Source organism: Silvibacterium acidisoli (assembly GCA_022870745.1).
Taxonomy (GTDB): Bacteria; Acidobacteriota; Terriglobia; order Terriglobales; family Acidobacteriaceae; genus Silvibacterium.
The window spans coordinates 588,132-608,882 of the sequence record CP085323.1 but is presented as its reverse complement, the minus strand read 5'-3'; the positions used below and the strand labels follow the sequence as shown (position 1 = coordinate 608,882).

The window sequence follows — 20,751 nt, the reverse complement described above, 5'->3', positions numbered from 1 at the left end:
CTGCCAGGAGAAATTGCAGGACTTCTCCTGGCAGCATTCGTTAGAAATCCAGCTTCAGACTGAACTGCAATTCACGAGGCGTTCCGCTTCCCGTCGCATTCGTGCTGTACGCACTGTTGATAACGCCAAAGTTATTGGGATTGGGTGAGTAATCCGCGGTTCCAGGCTCCCCGGTTGGAGGAGCCCAGCTGACCCCGGGCTGACCGAGCTGTGCGCGATTGAGAATGTTGAACGCTTCGGCCCTGAAGTTGACGCCTATGCGTTCCGTGATGGGAAACCGCTTGGATATCGCGGGATCGATCTGCCATACGCCGGGAGCCCTGACAGCATTACGGCCAAGATTGCCCCACGTGCCACTCGCGGGAGTCGAGAAGGCGGCGAGATTGATCCAGTTCTGCGGTGTTCTATGAGTCGGATAAAGCGCCACACCGGGCACTCGGTTGGGTCGTTGGTTCTTGTTGATCTGATCGGGAAGTGCGGACGTCGGACGGCTCATGGTGACATTGAGTGGAAGTCCGCTACGTGCCGAGGCTATCCCGGCTATCTGCCATCCTCCCAGGAATAGATCGGTTATCCGTGACGAATTGCCCATGAGGCGGCGGCCGCGTCCAACCGGAAGCTGATAGATTGTGCTCGCCGTGAAGTAATTCCGCATGTCCTGGTCGCTTGGTCCCCGCTCGCACGGAATGCAGTTATTGTTTTCTGGCGTGTCCGCCTCGCCGCCACCGATGCCGCCGGTATCGATCGAATGGGACCACTCGTAGTTTGCAGACAACATCCAGCCAGTATTGAAGCTGCGCTGGATACTCGTTTGAAACGCATGAGTGTAGCCGTCGTTCGAGCTGTCCTGATAACCCATCGTCGAGAATCCGGCATAAGGACGCTTACCGGTAGCGGGGTCGATTCCGTTCACCGTGATGCTTGAAAACAGGTGCGCACCGCGGGTGCCGAAATAAGCGACCTGCCAGGTAGTCTGTTTGGCGATCTCCTGTTGAATGGAGAGGGTCCATTCGTAAATGTTCGATATCTTGCGATGGATCGAGGCTGCTGCAGGAGAGTTGCTGTGCGTTGCAATGCCGAGGTCAGGCGGTACGGGATAGCCGAAGCCCGGGGCTTGAGTCTGGTTCAGGGTGTACTTCGTCGCAAGGTTTCCGATGGGCTGGCCGAGGCCGCCGAACTGCCCAAAGCCGTCGTAGATTCCGAATCCGGAGCGGATCGCAACCTTTCCACCAAACTGCGCCGGTGACCAGATCAATCCGATTCGAGGAGAGAAGAGAAGATTGCTTCTGTAATACCAGGGAATGTTGGGAGCGCAAATTACGCCGGGGCAATTGATCGGATCGGCGTTAATGAACCGATTCAGTACTTCGTGGTCTACACCGAAGTTTTCGTAGCGCACGCCCAGGTTGAGATTCAGTGTCGATCCAAGCTTGAACTGATCCATCACGTATGCAAAATACTCGGTCAAGCGCTGACCGGTAACAGGGACTGCGCCAGCGTAGCTGTCGGAGTCGATGAGATTTTGCAGGAACGTGGATGTGCTGTTGTATTCGATGGTCTCATCTGCGGTGTTCGGCGAAGCCTTGTTCTCCTGCACGCGACGAATGGTAAAGCCGGCCTTGATGTTGTGAACACCATGGACGAACGTAGCGTCGTCGAGACCAGTGAAAGAGTTATCGTTACGAATCGAGCCGCTTGGGCTATCGATTGACCCGAAGGGAGTGATCTGCAGGGCGAACGGGAAAGGAGTATTTTGTCCCTGTGCAAACTCCGCCCGATCGAAGCCAAAACGGGCGTCGCTGAAAAGATTGGCCGAAAACGTATTTTGCAAGCCAATGGTTGCATTCGGTGTATTCAGGTTATTGAAGGCTGTCGACGGGTTGAAGTTGTCCGGCGCGGTGTTCGTGTAATGGTCCGTATTGAATCGAACGAAGGCGCTTGTCCGATCGTTGATGTGGTAATCCGCACGAATCAGTCCAGAGTCTTCGTGCGTCACGTTCGGTCCATTGCCAAACCACTGCGCGCTGGTGTTATCGATCGGAATCTGTCCGATGGGGTAGGCATCGATAAGAGGCGCCAAACCAGGCTGCTGTGCGGCAACCTGGTTACGAAATGCAATCGTGGGTACCTGGCCAGTGAGAGCGGTGTTGATGTTCTGGCGAAGCGCTTCGTAGTTGGCAAAGAAGAAGAGCTTTTTCCGGAGGATCGGACCGCCTATGTTCGCGCCAAAATTATTCAGGCGCAGCGCTGGAAGCGAATCCTGGAAGTCCCATGGCTTTGCGTCGAAGACGTCGTTGCGTATGAACTCCCATGCCGCACCGTGATACATGTCTCCGCCCGTCTTGGACACGACTTCAATCTGTCCACCGACCGTTCCGCCCTGGTCCGCGCTGTAAGCCACGCCGTTGGCACGAAACTCAGCGATTGCTTCTGTAGAGACCTGCAGGTGAAGATCGACCTTCTGGTATTGGTGATTAATGCCCGAATCATCGACGCCATCAAGGTGCCAGTTGTTGTCTTCGTCTGACAGTCCCGCAAAACGAACATCCTGCTGCGTACCCGTACCTGAGTCGATGGCGCCAGGAACGAGGGAAACGAGCCCAACATAGCTGCGGCCGTTGAGCGGAAGGTCCTGGGCCTGCTTGCCATGGATGACGCCGCCGATCTCGACGGAGGATTTTGATAGGCCGGCTTCCGTTACTTCGACTCGTGTTGCGCCGCCAGAAACCGACAGATTCGCATCCATCGTTCTTGTTTGTCCTACGTCAAGGGTCACGTCGTTCAACACCAGCTCTGAGAAGCCCGGTGCCTCGACCTTGATCTGGTAGGTTCCTGTTGAAAGTGACGTCACCGTGTATGCACCGGAGCCGTTCGTCTTCGTGGTCCGTTCGAGATCGGTTGATTTGGATTTGATTGAGACCTTTGCACCGACAACGCGGCTGCCGGTGGAGTCAGTGACCACACCCGTGATGGTTCCGCGATCGGTCTGGGCCATCAATGGACTTACCACAAGCAGGAACAACAGCAGGAACTTCTTCATCGCAGACCTACTTTCTTCCGATCATCGACCGGATCACTACCGTTGATATAGAGCGGCCTTGTTTGGGATCTGGGCCTGGAGCTCGTCGCGCACCTTAACTCCGATCGCGAGCGCTTCCTGTTCACTGCTGGCTTTTGAAAACGGCACTTCCATCACGACAAATCCGCCATCAAGATCGCCTCCGTGAGCATCGGTCATAGGAAGCATGAGATCGAAGATCTGTTCTTTCTCCACGCGATCGGCAACAGGTTTGCCGGCTGCGAGCTTTTCCAGGTCGGCTGCTGAAGACTTCTTTCCGTTCTTCGAGCGAATGTTGCACGCGATGATGACGTTGTCGGTTGCTGCCGGCGGTACGGCATGAATGCCAAGCTTCCCGATGTCGCTGTGTTGAGCCATTGTCTTGTCAACAAGGGATTGAGCGAGGGGAGCATCGACATGGAGATTAGCCGTTGCAGCAGTTGCTGCCTTCTGACCGTGAGCCGGGCTGGCCGCAAAGAAGAAGGGAAGCAGGCATGCAAATACATACTTTGAAATGAGTCGAAACACTGTGGACTCCTGTTTGAAATGGATTGAGGGTCTTTGATTTGCATTTACTTCATCTGCAGATGACAGTTCAGATAGGTCGCTACCCTCATCGGGGATGGACCATCGAGTCGGCCACATCTGAGATCTTGTTCGTCTGGTGGGTTCCCAATAGATGCCCCCGCGATGCGGGTCTTCGCTTAGCGCACCTGTGAAAGTCTCCGCTGGTCGCGACTGCCGAATGTGGATCGGGCGCGATGTGCGTGCAGGTGCCGGCGCGACTGCGAATGCGGCGCTCTTATTTCGCTCGTATGCAGGCCGCGCCATCCGCCCTTGCATCAAGGAAAGTTTCCTCGCACTCTGATTGTTGTCGCTGATCATTGGCTGAATTACCCAGCCGGTCATTTCCCTCGACAAGCACCCGGTTCTCAATCAGCAGGGCGCATGCTGTCGCAAGCTATGAACGGTGACGGTGGCCTCATTCAAGCCAACGAACCTTAGTTCATCCTTAGAAATCCACTGAGTCACAGACGTTTCACAGTGCATGCGATGACTTTTCATAAAGAGGTGGCGCCCGCTATGGCCGGGGTCAGGATGAGAGCGGGAGGCTTAAGATACGCCCATCATGAGTTCATTTCACGGGGCTTATGCAGTTCTCTCGTGCGGAAATGAAAGCACATCCAGCGTGTGAGCTAGGGAGATGCCGGGGCCTGCATCTCCGTGCCTGAGGCATCCGGTCGAAACGCCCTTTTCAAACGATTCTGAATATTATCTGAATTCAGTTTTGTTTAACTTTGATCGCTCTGTCACGGTTCCAGGTACATCATCGTCCTACGCTTGCTCTACATCTATGAAAGCGCGTATTCCCTTCGTTTTGAAACTAGATAGCAAGTGCATTCTGCCCCTCTTGTTCGTGGCAGCATCAGTCTGTTCATTCCTGCCTGCATACCCGCAGTCAACTTCCCCGGCCCCTCTGGAACTGGTGCACACCTTTCAATTGCCCGCTGACATAACTGGCAACTTCGATCATCTGGAGATTGACCTTAAGCGAAAGCGGCTGTTTGTAACCCCGGAAGACTTTAAGGCTGTACTGGTGCTCGACGCCGAAAGCGGCAAGGTCCTGCACAAGATCGACGGTATCGCCCGGCCCCATGCTCTGCTCTACAGGCCGGAGACGGATCGGCTCTACGTGACCGATGGGCTGGACGGCTCAGTGCGGGTGTTCGATGGCGAAAACTACCGGCAGGTCGCACGGATACCGCTACTAAAAGATGCCGATGCGATCGGCTTCGACATCTCCCGCAAATACCTGTACGTGGACAACGGCGGCGGAGATGTTGGGCAAAAGTTTTCGATGCTGAGTGTCATCGATACCGCCTCAGACAGCAAGTTGAGTGAGATGAAGATCCATGGCGACACGCTCGAAGCGATGGCCCTGGACAACTATCGCCCACGTATCTATGTGAACGACAAGGCCACAAATCATGTCGTTGTGATCGATCGCTTTCGCAATAAGCAGGTTGCTGACTGGCCCATCACGCTCGGCAAACAAAATGTTGCCATCGCGCTCGATGAGCAAAGGCAGAGATTGTTTGTCGGCTGCAGAAGCGGGCAGATCGTTGTCCTCGACAGCAACACCGGCAAGGAGCTGCAAACTCTTTCGATCGCGGGCGGCATTGATGATCTGATCTACGATCCTGCGACCAGGCGAATTTATGCCGCAGCAAATGGGGAAGTCGACGTCTACGAGCAGAAGGATCTCGACCACTACGCTCGCTTAGGAAGTGTTCCGACGGGCATCAACGCGAAAACCGCCAGGCTTGTTCCTCAAACCGAAACGCTCTTCGTTGCCGCGCCGAAGCACGCCGATCAGGCAGCCAGGGTATTGGCGTACCGGGTGGCAAACGCCTCTACAGCTATGACGGCTGCCCCGGCCGTAGAGCAGGTCTCTGTGAAGGCTCCAAGGGCAGAGCAGATAGCACTCGAAACACTTTCAGATCATCCTCTTCTCAGAAAAGTCGGTCTTCACGCCATTCCTCCGGGTGGCGGCAAGATGTTGATTATCGCCAACGGCAATGCAACGCGAGTAGGCATACCCACGTCGCAGAGCGACTTTGCTGCGGTAAAGAGCGGGGGCATCTATGGGCCAAAGATCGAAGACGGGCAGTTCTACAACATGAAGATGCTGATGTTTGACGCTCAACACCGTCAGATCGGAATTCTTGTGATGGAGATTGCGTGTACTGACGCAATGAGCGAGGAAGATGCAGCGAAGAAGGCGGACGCGATCAGGCAGGAAATAGCGCGAAAGATCCCTGACGTCAATTCTCTGTTCGGGCCAGCCAACAACGAATAACGCTGCCGCCTCATGAGGCTGGCAAAGGTGTCACAGCCTGTGACGCCTGCAGTTGACGTGTGTCTCATAACAAACTTTATGGAGTCCCTGGAATGAAACGAATATTTCAATGTCTGTTCTTGCTCTCCTTTCTTCTTGCCCGTCCTGTGTTGTGGTGTCAGATCGACAGGACCGAACTCAACGGGACGGTAACTGATTCTTCAGGGGCTTTGATCGCTGGTACCGCGGTGACGGTAACCCAGGAGGGCACCAACCAGGTCCGTAACGTTCAGACAGATGCTCATGGACAATTTGTCGTCTCATCGCTTCCGATCGGTCGCTTCAGCATCGTCTTCTCCCGGGAAGGCTTTCAGGAGATGCGGGTCGCAGACGTGGATCTGCACTCCGGTGACGTGCGCACCGTGAATGCCAAGTTGGCGATCGGCGCAATTACGGAGACGATTGGAGTCGAGGCCGATCGAGAGGGAGCTCAACTCAACAAGAGCGATGCAACCCTCGGGGGTACCATTCAGTCCGTGCAAATTGCGAAGATCCCATTGAACGGAAGAAACATCACGAACCTGGAGCTGCTTGCCCCAGGCGCGATCGATTCAGGTTCCGGAGCTCAATCGAGCATACGTTTCGCCGGCAACGGAACGGACGATAACAACTTTCGTCTCGATGGCGTGGATGCCAGCGGTGTCTTTCACGCTTCGCTCAAATCAGCTCTTCGACTGCAGTTCTCGACCGAAGCAGTAGCAGAGTTCAAGGTTGACTCCGGAGCATATACGGCCGATACCGGAGGCTCCGCAGGCGGTCAGGTAAGCCTCATCTCAAAAACTGGCACCAATGCGTTTCACGGCAGCGTCTTCGACTATCTGCGCAATAACTACTTCGACGCTCGGGGACCCATCAAGAGCGCGAAGAAGATCCCGGTCTTTCAGCTGAATCAGTTCGGCGGAAGCCTGGGTGGACCGATCATAAAAGATCGAACTTTCTTCTTCGCAAATTACGAGGGATTCCGTCAGCAGCTTGGTGGCGTTCCGCAGACCGGCTTCGTTCCCAGCCAGGCCTTTCGCAATCAGGTAGCCGCTGCTCAGCCTTCACTTGCTTTCATTGTGAACGCATATCCCGCAGGGCAGGCCCACACCTCCGATGTGAATGTCGATTCATTCACTGGTGAAGTGCCCAGCCCGAACAGTGAGAACGCCGGCACGGTGCGAGTGGATCATCGCTTCAACGAAAGCGATTCCGGCTATGCGCGCTACAACATCGATGACGGTGTGTCGACAAGCGCACTCAACGCTCTTGCTCAGGGAATCACTGTTACTTCACGAGTACAAAACTTCGTGCTCGAGGAGACGCACATCTTCAACCCTCATCTGATCAATGAAGCGCAGTTTGGGTTCAATCGAAATACCTTCATCCAATCCCAGCAGACCGGGCTCCCATTCAACTTCTCGATCACGGGATTCACTTCCTTGTCTGAAAACTACACCAAGGAGCAGGTGGGCCAATCCGAATCGATCAACGATACCGTGACCTGGACCAGGGGCTATCACACCCTCAAGTTCGGCGCCGAGGTTAAGTTTCCCTGGTTCAACGAACAGAACTCGGTGGACGGTACAGCGAGCTTCCTCAACACCAATGCTTTCCTGGCAAATCAGCTGAACACATTTCTGACGACTGCTGCTCTACCGGACAAGGGAATGCGCAAAATCCATGTCGCGGGTTACGCGCAGGACGAATGGAAGATCTCTAAAGACCTGACGATTAACTACGGTCTTCGCTATAACTACTTCTCGCCTTTCCACGAAGTACATAACAACGAGAACCCCTTCGACATCGCCGACTGCGGCGGTTATTGCGGAATGGGCGCTGAGTTTTACCACCCCAACTACCTGAGCTTCGATCCCCGCGCTTCGGTGGCATATTCTCCGGAATCACTCGGAGGAAATACTGTCTTCCGCGCCGGCTTTGGAACCTTTCATGGTGAAGTTCAGCTTGGCGATGAAGACAGCCCGGTCGTTAACACTGAGCCTTCGACCCTGTTGACCAGTGGCATTCAATCGAACGGCACCTTTGTGCAGTATTCGTATCCGGTCGATCCCGCTCTTACGCCGTCTACCGGGCTCGCGCTCACACCGCGTTCGATGGCTCGCAACCACCCCGATTCGTACGTCGAGCAATGGACCGCTTCCGTTCAGCAGGGTCTTCCGGGACAGACTGTTCTCACTCTTACGTATCTCGGTGCGCACGGCGTCCACCTCTTCCGCCGCAGCTATACCAATCTGATTGATCCAACCACCAACAAGCGGCCGCTACCGCAATATCCGAGCGAGATCGATACGAAATATAACGAGGGCATGTCGAATTTCAATGCTCTTGTAACCAGCGTGACGCGACGCTTCCACAATGGCCTCTTCTTAGGAGGCAACTATATGTATTCCCACGCTATCAACGACGGTTCTGTGGGCGCGGGAGATGCTGACGCTGCTCAGAACATCGCTTGTTTCCGGTGCGATTACGCGAGCAGCGATTTTGATGCCCGTCACAGTGGCACTTTCAGCGCTGTGTATGAACTGCCATTCGGCTACGGCAAACGGTATCTCAATACCACCAATCCGATGAATCTCCTGGCAGGCGGCTGGTCCGTAAACTCTCTGCTTAGCGCCAGGGCCGGTCTGCCTGTGAACGTCACTCTCAGCCGCAGCAGCACCGAGCTGATCGATGGAAACAACGTCGATCAGCGCCCGAACCGCGTGCCCGGGGTTCCTCTTTACCTGCCGGGGCCGGCGATTCACCACTGGATCAACCCTGCGGCATTTTCGCTTCCCTCTGTCGGTCAGTGGGGCAACGCCGGGCGCAATCTGCTGACCGGCCCGCCTCTCTGGCAGAACGATTCAGCAGTGGAGAAGAACTTCAGGATCACGGAGCGGAACAATCTCACCTTCCGCGCTGAGGCCTTCAATCTCTTCAATCGTGCCCAGTATGGACAGCCTGCGAGCTCACTAAGCGTCACAACCGCTAATGGCGTTCGCAGTCTTAACGTACCTTCAAGTTTTGGACAGATCACCTCAACGGTGAATTCCGCAGGACTTGTGGGCACAGGAACCCCCAGGGTGCTTGAATTCTCTCTGCGCATCAACTATTAAGGGTCGAACTTCCAGGTGAAGTGACCGGCTTCTGAAGTACTGGCAAACGATCTATCCGTAAGAGACCCGCTGGCTCCAGGTCTTCATGGATAGATCGTTTCTTTTTTCCAAACCCGAACAAGATTCTCGCCACTTTGATCGCGGCGCATGCAGATCTGAAAACGCTTGCTGAAGTCAGGACACGGAGCACTACGGTTATCTGTTAAAGCTTTTCCACGCCGGATCACTGCGAGCCGCTGCCGAGCTTGCGCTCGATCGATTCTGGCCCACTGAGATGCTTTGTATGCCAACGGTTTCGGCTTCGACCCAGCATCGTCATACTTCATCTGACCGACTTCAAGAGTTCGCGCTTTCGGAGCCTTCTCTTGGTGCTGCTGATTCATTTTGAGCAGATGTTCTTGAAGGCCCTACTGTGAATGCACCTGCCGCGCCCAAAATTCACCTGGTGTTCAGGCAGCGACCGTACCCGAATTAGGCATATCTGGAAGCAGTTGCGAGCTACATGTCCAATTTGGCTGCAACGGAAACATTGGAGGGTGGTCGGGGACTCGGAAAACTTGGTGGCGATGTTGAAGCGGGAAGATTCGGGAGTGAAGTTGCAAGGATGATGGAGCTCACGCTCCATGCGATGTAAACGGCGCTTGGCTCGGCTCTGTGAGTGGGAGATCGCCAGGGAAAATGAGGTCGTACCAGATTTACCGCCTGGTACAAAAAGTCTGTCGAAAGACGGGAGTCTGAGGGAAAAATCGAGACTTGATTGGATAGGCCCAAGTCGTTGACTTTAAGATACTTGATTGATTTTGTGGGGTTTGTAAAAGCCTATGGCGGAGAGAGTGGGATTCGAACCCACGTTAGAGTTTCCCCTAAACACGCTTTCCAAGCGTGCGCCTTCAGCCACTCGGCCATCTCTCCAGCGACTGACTCTTTTGACTTTAACATAACGGCGGCCTCGCTCCGGCTGCGGATAAAATCGAGAGATTCGTTTCAGGACGATTCATGGACTCCGCCGCCGCCGAAGACATTTTCGATCAGCAGGAAACCGCTGCGCCTCGCAGGCGCGATGAGTTGCGCGCGCTGCTGGCGCTCGCCGTCCCGGTGGCACTCTCCGAGATCGGATGGATGACCATGACCGTCGTCGACGTCGTCATGGTTGGCAAGTTGGGCCCTGCTGCCATCGGCGCCGTCGGGCTGGGTAATGCCATCTACTATGCTCCGTCGCTTTTCGGCATCGGCCTGCTGCTGGGACTCGACACGCTTGTGGCCCAGGCCTTCGGCGCCAGGAAGTTTGACGAGTGCCATCGCGCTCTGGCCCAGGGCATTTATCTCGCTCTCGCCTGCACGCCGTTGCTGATGCTCTTCATCTATGCCGTGCAGCCGCTTTTCTCCGCGCGCGGCGTCGATCCCGTAGTGCGCGATTACGCTCGTTCCTACATCACCATCCTCAACTGGGGAACGTTTCCGCTACTGGCTTATGGAGCCTTCCGACGCTACCTGCAGGGTGTAGGGCGCGTGCGTCCCATCACCTTCACGCTGATCTCCGCGAATCTGATCAACCTTGCCGGCAACTGGATCTTCATCTACGGCAAGCTGGGGATGCCCGCCCTCGGTGTGCGCGGCTCGGCGCTTTCGACCGTGTTTTCGCGGGTATACATGGCTGTGGTGCTTGTCTTCTTTGCCTGGCAGAACGAGCGCCGCCGCGGGCATCCGCTCTTTGCGCATTGGCCGGCGCCGCAATGGGACCGCATCCGCGCACTGCTGAAGCTTGGCTTGCCTGCCGCGGCACAGGTCGTGCTGGAGGTAGGTGCCTTCGGGGCCGCGACCATCATGGCCGCACGACTCGATCCGGTCGCACTAGCCACGCATGAAATCGTGCTCAACTGCGCGGCATACACCTACATGGTGCCGCTGGGAATCTCCGCCGCAGCGGCGGTAGCTGTGGGTCACGCCGTGGGGGCGGGGAATAAAGCACGCGCTCGCCGTGCGGGATGGATGGCAATAGCGCTTGCGGCCGGCTTTATGTCGGTCGCCGCCGCGACCTTCCTGTTGCTGCCGCGGCCCGTGCTTGAAATCTACAGCCACGATGGCCGGATCCTGGTGCTGGGTGCGCACATCCTTGCGATCGTTGCGGCTTTTCAGATCTTCGACGGGGCGCAGGGAGTGGCCACCGGTGCATTGCGCGGCATCGGCGACACACGGTTTCCCATGCTAGCCAACTTCGTAGGCTACTGGGCGATGGGGCTTCCACTCGGCGCATGGCTCTGTTTCGGCATGCACATGGGTCTCGCCGGTCTATGGATAGGCCTGACTCTTGCCTTGATTACGATTGCGGCTGTACTGGCGTTGCGATGGAGCAGCGTCGGAAACAAGGAACTCGCGGGTTAGGTTCGCCCGCGAGCCGGATGCTATTTTTTCTTTGCCGATTTCTTTACGAACTGGCTGAGTGTCGTCAGCGCAAGTTCGCGCTCGACCGCACGGCCGGCGTCGGCAAATACCTTATCGAGAGCGGAATTCACCCGTGCGGCGTGCGTGCCCGAGAAAGCAGCGCTGTGAAATATGCCACCGGAATCTAGAGCGCGGTGAACATCGGCAAGCGTAATCTCCTTCGCAGAAGACTTGAGCTTCGACCCACCATTTGGACCTTTCTGGCTTTCTACCAGTCCTGCATGTTGCAGCATGGCGAAAACGCGACGAATGACAACAGGGTTTGTGTTGAGCTTACGTGCCACATCCTCTGAGGTCTGCAGTACATCCGGTTCGGCAGCGAGCAAAACGAGGGCGTGGACGCCGGTTGCGAATCGGGTATTGACGGCCATGTTGCCACGCTAACACAGGTAGTCACGATTACACATGGAGAAACATGTGGAATCTGCTACTTAAGTGACGGGAAAAGGAACAAATTCATCGGAATCTTCCTGAAGGCCGGGAAGAAGGTGATCAACGCGCCCAACAATAGGCCGTGAGCGAAAAAAGATTTAGCATCGAAGTTTCGACAGTTTGAAGGAGTTGGAAGTTTGCGGATCTTATTTGTAGGCGACGTGTTCGGCAGCGCCGGCAGGCGCATTGTGCGCGAACACCTCGGTCACGTGCTCAACACGCAGGAAATTGATCTGCTCGTCGTGAATGCGGAGAACTCTGCCGGAGGCTTCGGCGTCACCCCCGCGATCGCCGACGAGCTATTCGACCTGGGCGCCCATGTGCTTACCACCGGTAATCATGTCTGGGACAAGCGCGAGATCATCGAATATATGCAATCGGTTCCCGCCGGCAGCCATGAGCGTCCTCGCCGCGTGCTGCGTCCCGCGAATTACGTTGCAGGAACGCCAGGTCACGGCGTTTACGAAGGCCAGCTGGCAAATGGGCAGACCTATGCCGTAATGAACCTGCAGGGCCGGGTCTTCATGGCCTCGAACGAGGATCCGTTCCGTGTGGCGGATCGCCTGCTTGAGCAGATCAAGGCACGGGTCATCCTGGTTGACTTTCATGCCGAAGCCACGTCGGAGAAGGTAGCGCTCGGCTGGTATCTCGATGGGCGCGTGACGGCCGTGCTCGGCACCCACACACATGTCCCAACGGCGGACAATCGCGTGCTGCCCGGTGGCACCGCATACCAGACGGACGTTGGCATGAGCGGCCCCTATGACAGCGTCATCGGCGTGGAAAAGGAACTGGTGCTGCAGCGTTTTCTCAGCGGAATGCCTGGCAAGTTCGAGGCCGCCAAAGGCGATCCGCGCATGGCCGCGCTGCTTATCGAGTGCGATGGAGCGACCGGTCGCGCAACCTCGACGCAGCGCATGCTGCTCGGTGAATAACGGAATCGGAGATACCCGGAATGTCGATTAATACTCCTGAAGAACTGGAAGCGATGAAGGCTGCCGGACGTGTCGTCCGCCTCATGCTGGAAGCGATGAAATCCGCAGCGAAAGCGGGTATTTCCACGGCAGAGCTCGACGAGATTGGCGCCGGTGTTATGCGTGCGCACGATGCAAAGTCCGCGCCGTCGCTCGTCTACGGATTCCCCGGAACCAATTGCATCAGCGTGAATGACGAAATCGTCCACGGAATTCCAGGCAAGCGAAAGCTGCGCGACGGGGATGTACTCAAGCTCGACGTGACAATCGAAAAAGACGGCTTCATGTCCGACGCCTGCGAAACGGTCGTGATCGGAAATCAATCCATCATCGGCCGCAAGCTTGCCGATTGCGTGAAAAAAGCCTTTGAGCAGGCAATCCTGGTCGCGCGCGCGGGCAACCGCGTCTCCGAGATCGGCAAGGCGGTAGAGAAGGAAGTGCGCGCCCATGGCTTCCATGTCGTGCGCGAACTCTGCGGGCACGGCATCGGACGCACCATCCACGAAGAGCCAAGTGTGCCGAACTATCACGACCCACGTTCGAAGGACATGCTGACAGAAGGGCTCATCATCACCATCGAGCCGATCATCGCCGCAAAATCCGGACGAGCCTACCTCGCTCAGGATCAGTGGACCATGCGCACATCGGACCGCGGACTCGCCGCCCACTATGAGCACACGATGATGATCACCAAGGCCGAACCGCTGCTGCTGACTGCTGCCTGAGTCAAAGGTAGGTCAGGGCTTTAGCCCTGACAACATTCAGTTAAGAAGAAAGCGGCTGAAGGCGCTTTTGTTTCTTTCTAAAACGGCATGGCTAAAGACGTTTCCTGATACAAAGCGTCCAGGCTGCTTATTTCGCGCCGACGCTGGCGGACTCCGATCTAGCCACACACACAAATCCCGCCGCGCATGACCGTGCATCGGGCTCTGTATCAGGGCATGGCTTCAGCCATGCCGCAAATGCTCAAAAGAAATAAGGGCTTCAGCCCCTGCAGTCCTACCGGAGTTGAAGCCCTTATTCTCGTTCGAAAACGGCCCGGCGAAAGGCGCGTCCTGGTACAAAACATCCAGACGGACTAATCCGCCTCCGTCTCTTCCAGCTTCGCCTTCTGCGGACGCAGTAGCGGAAACAAAATGACATCGCGGATAGACCTCGCACCGGTCAGCACCATGGTCAGGCGATCGATGCCGATGCCTTCGCCGCCAGTCGGAGGCAGTCCGTAGCTAAGCGCTCGGACGTAGTCTTCATCCATCTGGTGCGCTTCATCGTCGCCACGTTCGCGCTCCGTAAGCTGCTGCTCAAAGCGCTTGCGCTGCTCTTCAGGATCGTTCAGCTCGCTGAAGGCATTGCCCACTTCAAATCCGCCGATGTAGAACTCAAAGCGCTCCACCCAGTCCGGCTCTTCCGGCTTCTGCTTCGACAGAGGAGACACGGCGAGAGGGAAGTCATAGATGATCGTCGGCTGAATTAGGTGCTCTTCTGCAACGGTCTCGAAGATAGTGGCAATCGTTTTGCCAACCGGCTCTCCGGGCTTGTAGTCGACATGAATCTTCGCCGCACGCAGGCGGTTCGCCACGGCCACAACAGATTCCTCAGTTGCAAAGTCGGTCATAGCAGGCTTTGCCCCAGCGGAATCTGGCCAGAACTCCAAAATAGCCTCGCGCATCGAGAAACGCCGCCACTTTGCCAGATCGATCTGGACGCCGTTAAAGGTAGTGACAGTCGTCCCGTTCACCTCATTCGCGACAAACGTCACTAATTCCTCGGTAAGCTTCATCAGGTCGTGATAGTTCGCGTACGCCTGGTAAAACTCGAGCATTGTGAACTCAGGATTGTGCTGCGTCGAGATGCCTTCGTTGCGGAAGTTGCGATTGATCTCATACACGCGATCGATGCCGCCAACGACAAGGCGCTTCAGGTAAAGCTCCGGAGCGATGCGCAGGTAAAGATCGAGATCGAGCGCATTGTGATGCGTCGTGAAGGGCTTCGCCGCCGCGCCGCCGGCCACCGGCTGCATCATCGGAGTTTCGACCTCGACATAGCCGCGGCCGTCAAAGAACTTGCGCAGAGCTTGCATCACCTTCGCGCGTTTGATGAAGACATCGCGCACGCGTACCGGCTCAGGTTTATTCGCGTCCGGTACCGGCGCAGCCTCACCCTCGGCGGCATCAGCCTCTTCGTTCAGGACAGGATTCACGAACAGATCGACATACCGGCGGCGATAGCGGAGCTCAATATCGGACATGCCGTGATACTTCTCCGGCAGCGCCAGCATGGCTTTCGCCAGGAAGGTAATCGTCTCGACGTGAATGCTCAGCTCGCCCGTGCGCGTACGGAACAGGTATCCGGAGACGCCAATGTGGTCGCCCAGGTCGAGCAGTTTGTACAGCTCAAAGAGGGTGTCGCCGACCGCGTCCTTGCGGACGTAGATCTGCAGCCGTTTGCCGTTCTGCTGCAGCTGCGCAAAGCCAGCCTTGCCCTGGGCGCGGATCGCCATGATGCGTCCCGCAACAGCCACATCGATGCGTTTCGCCTCAAGCTCTTCCCCGGTCGCGCTGTCATATTGAGCGCGGAGGGCGTCGATGGTACCGGTAGCGGAGAACGAATTGGGATAAGCGGCCTGGCCTAAACCCTCGATCTGCTTGAGCTTATCCTGGCGAAGAGCGAAAAGATTCCGCTCGAAATCTGACTCGAACACTGGACTTCCTTCAGAAATATCGTTTCAGCAAGTATAGCTTTCGCGTAACCCTAAGAATTGTCATCTCGAACGAAGTGAGGGATCTGCACTCAGCGACGCATACGCTCGAAATGACAACCTTGGTGTCTTTTTGCGATCTTCGCGTCTTTGCAGTGAAAATGCACGGCATGCACAGCTACTAACGCCGAAAGCCCACCACACACCCATTGGTGTATAAAAGGCGAAGACATGAGCAAGCCCACCCCCAAACCTGGCCAGAAAGCCGATCGCAACGGAGGTCTCCAGACGCTCGTCAAAGCCGAGCGCCTGTCGCAGATCGCCTTCGTGCTGCCCGCGGCCGTGGTTATCGGATGGGGCCTTGGCGCGCTGATGGATCACTGGCTGCACCAGAACTGGATTTACATCGTCGGGCTCATCCTCGGCTCGATCGCCGGTCTGTTTGAAGCCGTACGACAGGCCCTCCGATGAATGAAGCCATGAACGAAACGCCATCCCCTGAAACTCACCCGATCGTCCAGTTTTCTGACGCCGATCTGAAGGCAGCCATGCGCCGCGCCATTCGCACGACAGCTTATCTCGCTGTGCTCGGTTTCCTTGTCGCTACCGTGCTGGGCGGCTGGCAGAGCGGCGTCTATCTGCTTGCAGGCGCGATGGTTTCGGCAACCGGATTGTATGAGTGGCAGCAGCTGATCGGCCTGATCAACGCCCGGCTCGACAAGGCAAAGGCGCCCCGGTCGACAGGCTTTGTAGTAGGCATGTTTTTCCTCCGCCTCACCCTCGCCGCCGTGGTCATTTATGTTACCCTAAGGTGTTTCCATGGATCGCTTTACGCGTTGATTGCAGGTTTAGGGTTGGCCGTTATCGCTCTTACCTTCGAGGCCGTCCGCCTGCTGCGCTCCTGAGACAAAGATTCCAACCGCCAAACGGGACATATGCAGGCTCTCCTTCTCGCACTCACGGGACTTCTGAACCGGCTCTTCGCCGGCCCTGTCGACGCTCTGCTCGGCAAGATGGGCATCCACCCCGCGCATCCGAACGCGCCTATCGGCAACGCCCTTACGCTCGAGCTGGTCGTCATGACCGGTCTGATCCTGTTCTTCATCGCTGCCCGCGCCTCACTGAACGTGGAGAAGCCGGGAACCGTCCAGCACATCGCTGAATCGATCAACGAATTTGTTTCCAATCAGGCCGACTCCATCATCGGCCACGGCTACGAGCCATTCCTGCCATTTGTAACGACGGTTCTGCTCTTTGTCGTGGGTTGCAATCTCTTCGGATTGTTGCCGGGCATTGAAACGCCCACCGCGCGGCCTGAAGTTCCTCTCGGCGTGGCGCTGCTGACCTTTGCCTACTACAACTGGCACGGCATCAAGGCCCAGGGACCGGTCGGCTACATAAAGCACTTCATGGGCCCCATCTGGTGGGTGGCGCCGCTGCTCTTCCCGATCGAGATCATCTCGCACCTCGCCCGCATCATGTCGCTTACCATCCGTCTTTACGCGAACATGTTTGCCAGCGACCTGCTGACACTGGTCTTCTTCTCGATGGTACCGATCGGTCTGCCGATCGCCTTCCTGGGACTGCACTTCGGCGTAGCGCTCATTCAGGCCTATGTGTTCATGCTGCTGACGCTCATCTATCTGTCGCAGGCTGTAGCGCACGACGAGGCGCACTAAAAAGGATTCCGGCCGGGCGGACTGCTTCCGCCGCCCAACTGCCGGTGCCGTGAGCGTGAGGGGGCCAGCACGGTGAGCCTCAACCACCCACTGACGGATTAATTCGAAAGTGAAGCAGGAGATACAAATGCGCAAACTTCAGTTCGTATTCATGATGCTCTCGGTCCTCTGCCTGGCGATGCCCGCCATGGCGCAGACCGGTGGAACCGGAGCCGCCAGCCTGGTGCCGATCGGCGCCGGTATCGGCATGGCCATCGCAGCCGGTCTTTGCGGCCTCGGACAGGGCAAGGCAACCGCTTCGGCCGTCGAAGCCCTCGCCCGCAACCCTGGAGCACGCGCCGGTATCCAGCTGCTGCTGGTCCTCGGCCTCGCCTTCATCGAGTCGCTGACCCTGTTCACGCTCGTGGTGATCTTCCTCAAGGCCAAGTAAGCAGAAGTTTGTGGCAAGCAAAAGGCCTCCGGCACAGCCGGAGGCCTTTTGCTTGCCTCTCTTCGAGTGTGGCATATGCCATCATTGAGTGTGGCATAATGTACCTGAGGTGGTCGAATGGCAACGGTCGCACGTGCAACGGCTCACAAAACCTCAGCCGCCAGGGAACGTCTGTTCGAGACAATCTTTGGCAAGCACTCCAGCCAGTTTCAGGTTGCCGAACGTGTGGAGAGCGGTCTGCCCGTAAAGGTGATCGATGATCTGCGGGACGCGGGCCTGACATTCGGAGAAGTGCATACGCTCGTTCTCCCGGCCCGAACCCTCAAGCACAGGAAGCAGAAACGGCAGCCGCTCTCCATCGAAGAGTCAGACAGGATGGTGCGTCTGACCAGGATTTTATCCCTGGCGGACGAGGTCTTCGCGAACCACGAAAAGGCATTGGGCTGGCTCCGCGCGAAGAATCATCAACTGGATGGCCGTGCTCCTCTCGACTTATTGCGGAGCGAAGCGGGTGGCGACGTCGTGCGCCAGATGCTCCATCAGCTCGATGAAGGTATCTACGTTTGATCCTGTACCGGGTCAGCAATCATGCGGATCTCACAGGGATGGGCGGCGAGCTGGCGGATGGCCGCTGGCACACGCGCCGTCCCGGCAGACGGATCGTCTATCTCTCCGAACATCCTGCTCTGTGCCTGCTGGAAATTCTGGTGCATGTGCCCAGCTACGACCTTTTGCCTGATACCTATCAACTTCTCTCGGTGAATGTGCCGGACGGAGCCATCCATAAGCTAGCGGAGAGCGAACTTCCATCGAACTGGGAGCACGATCTGGCTACAACACAGCAGATCGGGAATAGCTGGCTTGAGAAGTCGCAGGAGGCACTCCTCGTTCCTTCCGTTGTTGCTCCACTCTCCCTAAATTGCCTGCTCAATTCTCGTCTGGAAGAAGTGAAAAGACTGCATACGCAGGTTGTCGGACGCTTTCCGTTCGGCAGGCGGCTGCTCAAAACGTAGACGACGTTCCCGAACGTGCGGCGGCGATTGGACAGCTCCTCAACTCCCAAGCGAGACTGGTTCCTGCATTTCAGTCAATCCCCGGGAGCCCCCATTGAAAAACCGCCGAGAGTTTCTGCGCGATTCGTTGCTCACCGCAGCGGCCGTTTCCGTAGCCCAGCCATCCCTTGAAGCCGCACAGCAGGACACAACGAAAAAGCCCAACATCGTTCTTATCCTCGCCGACGACATGGGCTATTCCGACATTGGTTGCTACGGCTCTGAGATCGATACGCCGACACTCGACCGGCTCGCCAGCGAGGGACTGCGCTTCAGCCAGTTCTACAACTCTCCCCGTTGCTGCCCCTCGCGCGCGGCGCTCCTGTCCGGACTCTACTCGCACCAGGCGCACATGGGCATGATGACCGACGATCACGGCCGCTATCCCTACCCGTCATACGACGGAAACCTCTGGAAAGGCTGCGTGACCATCGCCGAGGCGCTCAAGGCTGGCGGCTACCACACCATGATGTCCGGCAAGTGGCATCTGACGCCTATCGACGAGCGGGCGAAGCCCGATGCGGATTTCTCAGGCGTCGACAAGTCGAACTGGCCGCTGCAGCGCGGCTTCAATCGCTACTACGGCATCATCGCCGGAGCGGCGAACTACTACGACCCCGCCACGCTGGTGCGCGACAACAAGCCGATCCGCGAAACCGCGCCCGACTTCTACTTCACCGACGGAATCGCCGACAACGCCGTCGAGTTCCTCGGTGAAGCAGGGAAGACGGAAAAGCCCTTCTTTCTCTATGCGGCATTCAACGCGCCCCACTGGCCGCTGCAGGCTCCCGAGGAGACGGTCGCGAAGTATCGAGCGAGATACCGCGACGGATGGGACGCCCACCGCAAATCGCGTCACGCGAAGCAGCTTGAAATGGGCCTGCTCAAGAAGGAGTGGCCGCTCACCGAGCGCGATCCCCGCGTGCCCGACTGGCCCCGCGCTTCGTACAAGGACTGGGAGGCCGAGCGCATGGCCGTCTACGCCGCGCAGGTCGACCGGCTTGACCAGGGCATCGGACGTATCGTCGCCAAGCTCGAACAGATGGGCCAGCTCGAGAACACGCTGATCTTCTTCATGGTCGACAACGGCGGCAACTACGAAGAGATCGGACCGCTGGCCGAAGGCGCGAAGCGCCCGATCTTCATCCCCGAGAAGACGAAGGATGGCAAGCCGGTCGTCTCCGGAAATAATCCCGAGATCATGCCCGGCCCGGCGACTACGTTCCAGAGCTACGGTGGCCCCTGGGGCAACGTCAGCAACACGCCCTTTCGCCTCTACAAGCACTACGCGCACGAGGGCGGCATCTCTTCGCCGCTGGTCGCGCATTGGCCGAGAGGCATCCACGCACGCGGAGCGATTACGCACCAGCTCGGTCACGAGATCGACATCATGGCAACCTGCCTGGCCGTCAGCGGAGTTTCGTATCCCACGACAACCATTGCCGGCACGCCTCCTCCGCCTCCTGAAGGTAAAAGCCTGACCCCGGTCTTCCGTGGCGGAGCCGTTGCTGACCGAGGCATGCTCTTCTGGGAGCACGAAGGGAATTGCGCTGTCCGGGATGGCAAATGGAAGCTGGTGTCGGCCTTCCCGAACAACTGGGAGCTCTACGACATGGAGGCCGACCGGACGGAAACGCACAATCTGGCCGATGAATTCCCCGACCAGGTAGCACGCCTGCAGACAGCGTACAGGGCATGGGCGCACCGAGTAGGAGCACAGCCCTGGCCCATGCCGGAGACGCCTCCTGGCCAGCGCAACGGTGGCCTGGGCCTGCCCGAGTACCTCAAGCACGACCGGTCATGATCGCACCCGCCGTTTCATTAGGATTGTCATTCCGAGTAAAACGAGGAATCTGCTCTCGAGATCTCGACTCACCACAAATTCCAGATCTCTCGTGTCGTTCGGGATGACAACCACAGATCTGATCGACGTGTGGTTTGTATCAGGGCACGGCTTCAACCGTGCCGTAGAAGTAGACAAGAAGAGAGGGG

16 protein-coding genes and 1 tRNA gene are annotated in these 20,751 nt (G+C 57.2%); 12 read left to right on the top strand and 5 right to left on the bottom strand.

All coding sequences use genetic code 11. The features are described 5' to 3' along the window. Positions 1 to 40 precede the first annotated feature (40 nt). Positions 41 to 3,040, bottom strand: a complete 3,000-nt coding sequence (locus tag LJD29_RS02545; RefSeq protein WP_446744186.1) for a TonB-dependent receptor — start codon at positions 3,038 to 3,040, stop codon at positions 41 to 43. Positions 3,041 to 3,076: 36 nt separating this feature from the next. Continuing rightward, the gene (locus LJD29_RS02540) at positions 3,077 to 3,586 is read right to left on the bottom strand and encodes a hypothetical protein (protein ID WP_446744185.1); all 510 of its coding nucleotides are present in this window, start codon (positions 3,584 to 3,586) and stop codon (positions 3,077 to 3,079) included. A gap of 958 nt (positions 3,587 to 4,544) precedes the next feature. Between LJD29_RS02540 and LJD29_RS02535 the strand changes: the two genes are divergently transcribed. Both LJD29_RS02535 and LJD29_RS02530 read left to right on the top strand, forming a co-directional pair. Beyond that, a complete protein-coding gene (locus LJD29_RS02535) occupies positions 4,545 to 5,918 on the top strand; it encodes a YncE family protein (protein WP_446744184.1) in 1,374 nt (457 codons plus the stop codon). A 146-nt stretch (positions 5,919 to 6,064) separates the two neighbouring features. Further along, positions 6,065 to 9,052, top strand: a complete 2,988-nt coding sequence (locus LJD29_RS02530; protein WP_446745866.1) for a TonB-dependent receptor — start codon at positions 6,065 to 6,067, stop codon at positions 9,050 to 9,052. A gap of 822 nt (positions 9,053 to 9,874) precedes the next feature. Here LJD29_RS02530 and LJD29_RS02525 read toward each other — a convergent pair. After that, positions 9,875 to 9,964 (bottom strand) — tRNA-Ser (locus LJD29_RS02525). An 84-nt stretch (positions 9,965 to 10,048) separates the two neighbouring features. On the opposite strand from LJD29_RS02525, the gene LJD29_RS02520 reads away from it, so the two are divergent. Further along, complete coding sequence (locus tag LJD29_RS02520; RefSeq protein WP_446744183.1) at positions 10,049 to 11,434, top strand: MATE family efflux transporter; 1,386 nt, start codon at positions 10,049 to 10,051, stop codon at positions 11,432 to 11,434. A gap of 20 nt (positions 11,435 to 11,454) precedes the next feature. Here the strand turns inward: LJD29_RS02520 and LJD29_RS02515 are convergent, their stop codons facing one another. Further along, positions 11,455 to 11,865 (bottom strand): Rrf2 family transcriptional regulator, encoded by a 411-nt coding sequence (locus LJD29_RS02515; RefSeq protein WP_446744182.1) that lies wholly within the window; start codon positions 11,863 to 11,865, stop codon positions 11,455 to 11,457. A gap of 198 nt (positions 11,866 to 12,063) precedes the next feature. Here LJD29_RS02515 and LJD29_RS02510 point away from each other — a divergent pair, with 198 nt between their 5' ends. Both LJD29_RS02510 and map read left to right on the top strand, forming a co-directional pair. Further along, the gene (locus LJD29_RS02510; protein ID WP_446744181.1) at positions 12,064 to 12,861 is read left to right on the top strand and encodes a TIGR00282 family metallophosphoesterase; all 798 of its coding nucleotides are present in this window, start codon (positions 12,064 to 12,066) and stop codon (positions 12,859 to 12,861) included. Positions 12,862 to 12,881: 20 nt separating this feature from the next. Beyond that, the gene (gene map, locus LJD29_RS02505) at positions 12,882 to 13,625 is read left to right on the top strand and encodes a type I methionyl aminopeptidase (protein WP_446744180.1); all 744 of its coding nucleotides are present in this window, start codon (positions 12,882 to 12,884) and stop codon (positions 13,623 to 13,625) included. Between the two features lie 353 nt (positions 13,626 to 13,978). Here map and lysS read toward each other — a convergent pair whose 3' ends face one another. Next, on the bottom strand, positions 13,979 to 15,601 hold the full coding sequence (lysS, locus tag LJD29_RS02500; RefSeq protein ID WP_446744179.1) for a lysine--tRNA ligase: 1,623 nt from the start codon (positions 15,599 to 15,601) through the stop codon (positions 13,979 to 13,981). A gap of 228 nt (positions 15,602 to 15,829) precedes the next feature. Between lysS and LJD29_RS02495 the strand changes: the two genes are divergently transcribed. The 7 genes from LJD29_RS02495 (at position 15,830) to LJD29_RS02465 (ending at position 20,563) form a co-directional block, all read left to right on the top strand. After that, the gene (locus tag LJD29_RS02495; protein WP_446744178.1) at positions 15,830 to 16,069 is read left to right on the top strand and encodes an AtpZ/AtpI family protein; all 240 of its coding nucleotides are present in this window, start codon (positions 15,830 to 15,832) and stop codon (positions 16,067 to 16,069) included. An 8-nt stretch (positions 16,070 to 16,077) separates the two neighbouring features. Continuing rightward, entirely contained in the window at positions 16,078 to 16,503 is a 426-nt protein-coding gene (locus LJD29_RS02490; protein ID WP_446744177.1) for an ATP synthase subunit I, read from the top strand. 30 nt (positions 16,504 to 16,533) lie between these two features. Beyond that, positions 16,534 to 17,277 (top strand): F0F1 ATP synthase subunit A, encoded by a 744-nt coding sequence (gene atpB / locus LJD29_RS02485; protein WP_446744176.1) that lies wholly within the window; start codon positions 16,534 to 16,536, stop codon positions 17,275 to 17,277. A 127-nt stretch (positions 17,278 to 17,404) separates the two neighbouring features. Further along, positions 17,405 to 17,707 carry an ATP synthase F0 subunit c gene (locus LJD29_RS02480; protein WP_446744175.1) on the top strand — a complete coding sequence of 101 codons (303 nt, stop codon included), beginning with the start codon at positions 17,405 to 17,407 and terminating at the stop codon, positions 17,705 to 17,707. 117 nt (positions 17,708 to 17,824) lie between these two features. Next, complete coding sequence (locus LJD29_RS02475) at positions 17,825 to 18,274, top strand: Xre family toxin-antitoxin system antitoxin (protein WP_446744174.1); 450 nt, start codon at positions 17,825 to 17,827, stop codon at positions 18,272 to 18,274. Beyond that, positions 18,271 to 18,720: an RES family NAD+ phosphorylase gene (locus LJD29_RS02470; protein ID WP_446744173.1), complete on the top strand. Its 450-nt coding sequence runs from the start codon at positions 18,271 to 18,273 to the stop codon at positions 18,718 to 18,720. The genes LJD29_RS02475 and LJD29_RS02470 overlap by 4 nt, the downstream gene beginning before the upstream one ends. A 94-nt stretch (positions 18,721 to 18,814) precedes the next feature. Continuing rightward, positions 18,815 to 20,563, top strand: a complete 1,749-nt coding sequence (locus LJD29_RS02465; RefSeq protein WP_446744172.1) for an arylsulfatase — start codon at positions 18,815 to 18,817, stop codon at positions 20,561 to 20,563. Positions 20,564 to 20,751: the final 188 nt, after the last annotated feature.